This is a genomic window from Ilumatobacter sp., assembly GCF_049588435.1.
Lineage (GTDB): Bacteria > Actinomycetota > Acidimicrobiia > Acidimicrobiales > Ilumatobacteraceae > Ilumatobacter_A.
Map to the genome: position 1 here is coordinate 1 of NZ_JBAVYV010000272.1, position 6500 is coordinate 6500.

At 67.7% G+C, this 6500-nt stretch carries 7 protein-coding genes; 3 read left to right on the forward strand and 4 right to left on the reverse strand.

All coding sequences use genetic code 11. The features are described 5' to 3' along the window. Nucleotides 1-1026 (reverse strand): cation:proton antiporter (locus tag WBV89_RS10640; protein WP_423981323.1); only part of this gene is annotated, 1026 nt, incomplete at its 3' end. 19 nt (nucleotides 1027-1045) lie between these two features. Then, nucleotides 1046-1531, reverse strand: a complete 486-nt coding sequence (locus tag WBV89_RS10645) for a cation:proton antiporter regulatory subunit (RefSeq protein WP_423981324.1) — start codon at nucleotides 1529-1531, stop codon at nucleotides 1046-1048. Between the two features lie 76 nt (nucleotides 1532-1607). On the opposite strand from WBV89_RS10645, the gene ilvD reads away from it, so the two are divergent. After that, a complete protein-coding gene (gene ilvD / locus WBV89_RS10650) occupies nucleotides 1608-3341 on the forward strand; it encodes a dihydroxy-acid dehydratase (protein ID WP_423981325.1) in 1734 nt (577 codons plus the stop codon). A gap of 138 nt (nucleotides 3342-3479) precedes the next feature. Here ilvD and WBV89_RS10655 read toward each other — a convergent pair whose 3' ends face one another. Both WBV89_RS10655 and WBV89_RS10660 read right to left on the reverse strand, forming a co-directional pair. After that, nucleotides 3480-4016, reverse strand: coding sequence for an SRPBCC domain-containing protein (locus WBV89_RS10655; protein WP_423981327.1), 537 nt, complete (start codon nucleotides 4014-4016; stop codon nucleotides 3480-3482). Next, on the reverse strand, nucleotides 4013-4390 hold the full coding sequence (locus WBV89_RS10660; RefSeq protein WP_423981328.1) for an ArsR/SmtB family transcription factor: 378 nt from the start codon (nucleotides 4388-4390) through the stop codon (nucleotides 4013-4015). Before WBV89_RS10660 ends, WBV89_RS10655 begins: the two co-directional genes overlap by 4 nt. Nucleotides 4391-4515: 125 nt before the next feature. Here WBV89_RS10660 and WBV89_RS10665 point away from each other — a divergent pair, with 125 nt between their 5' ends. Together WBV89_RS10665 and WBV89_RS10670 are read left to right on the forward strand one after the other, a co-directional pair. Further along, nucleotides 4516-5499: a TauD/TfdA family dioxygenase gene (locus tag WBV89_RS10665; RefSeq protein WP_423981329.1), complete on the forward strand. Its 984-nt coding sequence runs from the start codon at nucleotides 4516-4518 to the stop codon at nucleotides 5497-5499. Between the two features lie 66 nt (nucleotides 5500-5565). After that, nucleotides 5566-6500 (forward strand): NAD(P)/FAD-dependent oxidoreductase (locus WBV89_RS10670; protein WP_423981330.1); only part of this gene is annotated, 935 nt, incomplete at its 3' end.

Below are 6500 nucleotides of genomic sequence, written 5' to 3' on the forward strand. Positions count from 1 at the left end.
CGAGAACTCACCGCGCGCCATCAGTGCGGTGCCGACGCGGACCCGACCGCGCGGTCCGGCTCCCACGCGAGCCCCGGCGAACCAGCCGGTCCCGAGCTTGGTGGCCATCGTGACGATCGCCAGGGCAATGGCGGGGACGGCGGCGTCGAACAGATCGGACGGATCGATCTGGAACGAGAAGAACACGAAGAAGGTCGCCGCGAACAGATCGCGCAGCGGACTCATCAACTGCTCGACGCGTTCCGACACGGGTCCCGAGAGTGCGAGCCCGACCAGGAATGCGCCGATCGCACCCGAGACCTCCAGCGACTGTGCCAGCCCGGCGACGAGCAGGATCACGCCGAACACACCCAGGAGCAGTGACTCGTCGGAACCGCCGCCGAGCAACGACGTGAACCTTCGGCCATATCGCAGCGCGGCGACGAGAATCACGATCACGGTGACCAGCGCGATCCCGACGCTGGTCGACATCTCCTCGACGGTGCCGCCGACGATCAGTGCGGCGACGATCGGGAGGTAGACCGCCATCGCGAGGTCCTCGATCACCAGCAGGTTGAGGATCGCGGGGGTCTCGCGGTTCGCCAGACGGCCGAGATCCGCGAGGACCTTCGAGATGATGCCGCTCGACGAGATCCAGGTGACCCCGCCGAGGAGGACGGCCGCGAGCGGCTCCCAGCCGAGCAGCAGACCGAGCACGAGTCCCGGCACGGCATTGGCGAACATGTCGACCAGCCCGGGTGGGATGCCGGTCCGCAAACCGCTGCGGAGCTCGGCTTCGTTGTACTCGAGTCCGAGCGTGAACAGCAGGAGCAGCACCCCGATCTCGGCTGCGATCTCGATGAACTCCGAACTGACCTCGATCTCGGCGAGGCCGCCTTCGCCGAACGCGAGGCCGGCGATCAGGTACAGCGGAACAGCGGTGATCCCGATTCGCCCAGCGAGGCGTGCGAGCAGCGCCAGGCCCAGTACGACGGCACCGATCTCCAGAAACGCGAGTGCAGCTTCGGAACTGCCCGCAGCGAGCATGTCGACGATGACGAGCCGTTCAGTCCGCGGCGACCAGGTCGCGCATCAGGTTGAGCCCGTCGGTCGTCCCCACGCACACGACCACGTCGCCTTGGAGGAGCCCGAACTCGGGGCCGGGAGCGGGGAACGGCGTGTCGCTGCGGATCACCGCGACGACGGAGGCACCGGTCTTGGTGCGGAACTCGCCGTCTCCGATGGTGCGGTCGGCGGCCCGTGAGCCCGCTCCGATCGTGAGCCACTCGATCGCCAAGCCCTCGATTTCCTGCTGGACCGACTGCACCGCAGCGTTCACCTGGCTCGTGCCGAGCAATTCGGCGAGCGTGCGGGCGTCCGCCGCGTTCATCATCACCTGCATCGAGCAGGTGTCGGGGTCATCCCGGTCGTAGACGACGATGTCGCGCCGTCCATCGCGATGCACCAGCACACCCACGTCGCGCCCGTCGTCGGTCGTGAAGTCGTGCTTGACGCCGACCCCCGGCAACCGTGTCTCCCTCACTTCGGTCATGGCACCAGTCTGCCGTGCCGGACGGGTGGGCGCAGCACCAGGTTCGCCGGGCCCTCCCACCGCTACTCTCGATGACATGAGCAGCACCGGCGACAACCACTCCGACGAGGCGCAGAACGATGTCCAGGTCGACGTGAAGCCCCGCTCGCGCGACGTGACCGACGGGATGCAGAAGGCGCCCTCGCGTTCGATGTTGCGCGCGATCGGGATGGGCGACGACGACTGGGAGAAGCCACAGGTGGCGATCGCCTCCTCGTGGAACGAGGTGACACCGTGCAACATGACGTTGCGCAAGTTGGCCGAGCACGCCAAGGCCGGGGTCAACGCAGCGGGCGGCTTCGGGATGGAGTTCGGCACGATCACCGTGTCGGACGGGATCTCGATGGGCCACGAGGGCATGCGTGCCTCGCTCGTGTCGCGCGAAGTCATCACCGACTCGGTCGAGACGGTGATGCACGCGGAACGACTCGACGGCTTCGTCGGACTCGCCGGCTGTGACAAGTCGATCCCCGGAATGTTGATGGCGGCGGCTCGGCTCGATCTTGCGTCGGTGTTCGTCTACAACGGGTCGATCATGCCCGGTGAGCACAACGGCAAGGCGCTCGACATCACCTCGGTCTTCGAGGCGGTCGGCGCCCATGCCGCCGGCACGATCGACGACCAGGAACTGCACGACATCGAGGTCAAGGCGTGCCCGGGTGAGGGCGCCTGCGGTGGCATGTTCACCGCGAACACGATGAGCTCGATCGCCGAAGCGCTCGGAATGAGCCTGCCCGGATCCGCGTCTCCGCCCGCGATCGATCCCCGTCGCGAGACCGACGCCCGCCGGGCCGGCGAGGCGGTCGTCGAGATGCTCCGTCGGGGGATCACGGCGCGCCAGATCATGACGAAGCCGGCCTTCGAGAATGCGATCGCACTGACATCGGCGCTCGGCGGCTCGACGAACGCGGTGCTGCACCTGCTCGCGATCGCCAACGAGGCCGGCGTCGACCTCGAGCTCGACGACTTCAACCGGATCGCCGACCGTGTTCCGCACATCGCGGACATGACCCCCGGCGGCAAGTTCCACATGAGCGACCTCGACAAGGTCGGCGGCGTGCCCGGCGTTCTCAAGCACCTGCTCGACAACGACATGCTCGACGGCGACTGCCTCACCGTCACCGGCAAGACGATGGCCGAGAACCTCGCCGCGATGGAGATCGCCGAACCGGACGGGGTCGTGGTCCACCCGGTCGATGCGCCGATCCACAGCGAGGGCGGCCTCAACATCCTCACCGGCTCGCTCGCACCGATGGGGTCGGTCGTCAAGGTCGCCGGACTCAGTGCCGACCAGATGCACTTCGAGGGCCCCGCCCGCGTGTTCGACGACGAGAAGTACGCGATGGATGCCATCCTCGCCGGCGACATCAATGCCGGCGACGTCATCGTGATCCGCTACGAGGGCCCCAAGGGCGGCCCGGGGATGCGCGAGATGCTGGCGATCACCGGGGCGTTGAAGGGCGCCGGTCGCGGCGGCGATTGTGCGTTGATCACCGACGGTCGGTTCTCCGGCGGGACGTGGGGATTCTGCATCGGCCACGTCGCACCGGAGGCGGTGGACGGCGGTCCGATCGCGTTCGTCCAGGACGGTGACCCGATCCTCATCGACGTCCCGTCCAAGACGCTCGACCTGCAGGTCGACGACGCCGAGCTCGCCCGCCGCAGGGACGGTTGGCAGCCGAACGCCCCGCGCTACACCACCGGTGTGCTGGGCAAGTACGCCCGACTCGTGCAGGGCGCCGAAACCGGAGCGATCACCAACCCGCTCTGAGCGTGAAGCACGGGCGAGCCGTACCGATGTGGTGCGGCTCGGCCCGGTGTGGAGGGTTCTCGACCCCGTTCTGTATCACCCGGTGGTACGAAACGGGGTCGAGAAGGCGTGCGCTCGTCGGTCAGGGAGTCTGAGCGTTCAGCTCGAGACGAGCTCGTCCATGGCGGCCAGTGACGAGGTGAGACCGGCGGCGGATTGCTCCATGAAGGTCTCGGGATCCTCCGGCTCGGGCATGTCGACGCGCATGGTCATCAGGGTGAACCCGTCGCCGGTCGGCTCGAACGTGAGTGTCTGGGACGTGGGTGGCCCGGTCGGGTCGGATTCGCCCATCACGAACCACTCGTTGGCATCCAGACGATTCGGTCGGTCGACTCCGGTGTAGGTCCCGTACCACGCCATCGGGCCGAACTCGGGAATCATCATGGCGTAGTGGTAGCGGCCGTCCTCGACGGGGTCGGATTCGCACACGGTCATCTCCGATCCGGGAGGGGCGCCGGACGGGAACCAGACCCGGAGGTCGTCCGGGTCGGTGAACGCACGGAAGATGCGTTCGGGACCGGCGCCGAACACTCGAACGCACTCGTACGACGAGCCGTCGGGGCTCAGTTCGATGCGCGCCGATCCTCGGCGGGCGTCGAGCGTCGACAGGTCGGAAGGGATGGTGTGTTCGGTCATCGGAGGGGCTCCTCTGGTTGGTGTGGCGGTGTGTGTGGATCGGGGTCGGCCGGGCGGTCGGGGCCGGCCGAGACGAGCTCGTCGAGGCTGTCGAAGCGGGCCTGCCAGACGTCGTCGAACGACGCGAACCAGTCGTGCGCAGCCTGGAGGCCGCGGCCGTCGAGTCGGTATCGGCGATATCGGCCGTCGCTGCGGACCGCGACGAGCTCGGCCTCGGTGAGCACCTTCAGGTGTTTGGACACCTGCGGCTGTCTCATTCCCGAGGCGCCGACGAGTTCGGACACGGTCGACTCGTGCTGATCGTGCAGGAGTCGGAGCAGGTGACGACGGTTCGTCTCCCCGACTGCATCGAGGACCACGTCGGTGTCGGCCATGTCGACAACCTACATATTCCTCTAAAGGAATGCAATACCTCGATGTCGGTGATCGGTCGAGGCGACACGACGTCGCGCCGCGACCCTCCACGTGGTGCGAGCGTGCGGGTGTACCGTCGGCGAGCATGGAGGCACAGGCGTTTCGGGCGGACCGCACACTGCCCGTGGTGGCGAGCATCACCGACGCGGCGGGCACCGGGGCCGACCATGCGGTGGGCTGGTCGACCATGCACCGTGAGGACATCGACGCGCAGCTGCACCGCCACGGAGCGGTGTTGATCAGCGGGTTCGAGATCACGTCGGCCGCCGAGTTCCGCGCGGTGTGCGCCGCGATTCGTCCCGACCTCCGCAACTACGCGGGTGGCGATTCCCCGCGCACCGGCGTGGCCGATCAGGTCTACACGTCGACGGAGTATCCCGCCGACCTCGAGGTCCTTCTGCACAACGAGTTGTCGTATGCCGGTTGGTCACCGGACCGACTGTTCTTCGGTTGTCTGAACCCGGCAGACACCGGCGGAGAGACCCACCTGGCGGACGGTCGGGAGATCTCCGACAGCCTCGATCCAGCCGTTCGGGATCGTTTCGAACGGCTGGGAGTGACGTATCTGCAGCATCTCTGGGACGCCGATGGAGATGCGGGTGTCGGCAAGTCGTGGCAGGAGACGTTCGAGACGCACGATCGCGCCGCGGTCGAGACGTACCTGGACGACTCCAGGATGCAGTTCGAGTGGACCAGCCTCGGGTTGCGGACGGCTGCGACGCACCCGGCGATCCTGGAACATTCGGTGACCGGTGAGCGTTGCTGGCACAACCAGGCCGATCAGTGGCATCGCGCCATTCCGAGCGTCAAGGTCGCATTCGGCGGCACCGACGACGCTCGGATCGATGAACGAACCGCGGGCACCGAGACGCTCGGCAACCACGTCACGTACGGCGATGGTTCGGAAATCGACGTCGCCGATCTCATGCACGTGCGCGACGTCTCCCGAGCGTGTGAGGTCATGTTCCCGTGGCACGCCGGCGACGTGCTGGTCATCGACAATGTGCTGGCCATGCACGGTCGCAAACCGTTCACCGGTCAGCGACGCGTGCTCGCCGCGATGGCATGAGCCGGCGGTGGGTGATGGGACGATGCGGCTCGTGACGCGTCGCGGTCAGGGCTGAGGAGGTCGATGGTGGAGACGGTCGACGTCGTCGTGATCGGTGCGGGCATCGCCGGGCTGTCCTGCGCGGCCGCACTCGCAGCCGATTCGTCGGTCGCCGTCGTCGAGATGGAGTCGACTCCCGCTCACCACGCGACCGGTCGCTCGGCGGCCCTGTATCTGCCCACCTACGGCCCGGCGACGGTTCGACGGTTGACCGCTGCGAGCGCAGAGTTCTTCCACTCGGCGAACGGTGGTCGATCGCCGACGCCGCTCGTCACACCTCGATCGGTGATGTACGTCGCCGACGAGGAGTACCACGATCGCCTGGTGGAGCTGTCGACCAGTCTCGGCGCGGCGGGAGGGCAGCTCGAGCTGATCGACCCCGTCGAGTGTCGGCGGCGGTGCCCGGCCGTCCGCCCGGAGTGGGTGGTGGCGGGAGGCGTCGACCACGATGCGATGGACATCGATGTCGCCGCGACCGTGGCGACGTTCCGGTCGATGCTGGCCGAAGGGGGTGGCCAGCTGCGCACCGACCATCGCGTGACCGCGATCGAGCGGTCGGGGAGTGGATGGCGAGTGGACACCACGAACGGGGGGCTGGCTGCCGGGTCGGTCGTCAATGCCGCCGGGGCGTGGGTGGATGAAGTCGCCCGGCTCGCCGGTGTCGAGCCAATCGGCTTCGAGCCCAGACGTCGGACGATGGGGATCGGTCCCGTCGCCGCGGGTGTCGACGTCGGCGATCACTTCGTGGCGCATGCCGACATGAACTTCTACTTCCACGCCGAGCACGGCGACGTGATGTTCTCACCGGCTGACGAGACCCCGAGCGAACCGACCGACGCCCGCCCCGAGGAGATCGACCTGGCCATCGCGATCGATCGGATCAACGAGGCGACGGCGATCGGGCTGCGATCGGTCCGCCAGTCGTGGGCCGGGCTGCGGACGTTCTCGCCCGACGGCGGGCT

Excerpts from the sequence above, each read along its gene's own strand:
- WBV89_RS10645 (WP_423981324.1), bottom strand. The coding sequence starts at position 1,531 with ATGACCGAAGTGAGGGAGACACGGTTGCCGGGGGTCGGCGTCAAGCAC.
- ilvD (WP_423981325.1), top strand. The coding sequence starts at position 1,608 with ATGAGCAGCACCGGCGACAACCACTCCGACGAGGCGCAGAACGATGTC.
- WBV89_RS10655 (WP_423981327.1), bottom strand. The coding sequence starts at position 4,016 with ATGACCGAACACACCATCCCTTCCGACCTGTCGACGCTCGACGCCCGC.
- WBV89_RS10660 (WP_423981328.1), bottom strand. The coding sequence starts at position 4,390 with ATGGCCGACACCGACGTGGTCCTCGATGCAGTCGGGGAGACGAACCGT.
- WBV89_RS10665 (WP_423981329.1), top strand. The coding sequence starts at position 4,516 with ATGGAGGCACAGGCGTTTCGGGCGGACCGCACACTGCCCGTGGTGGCG.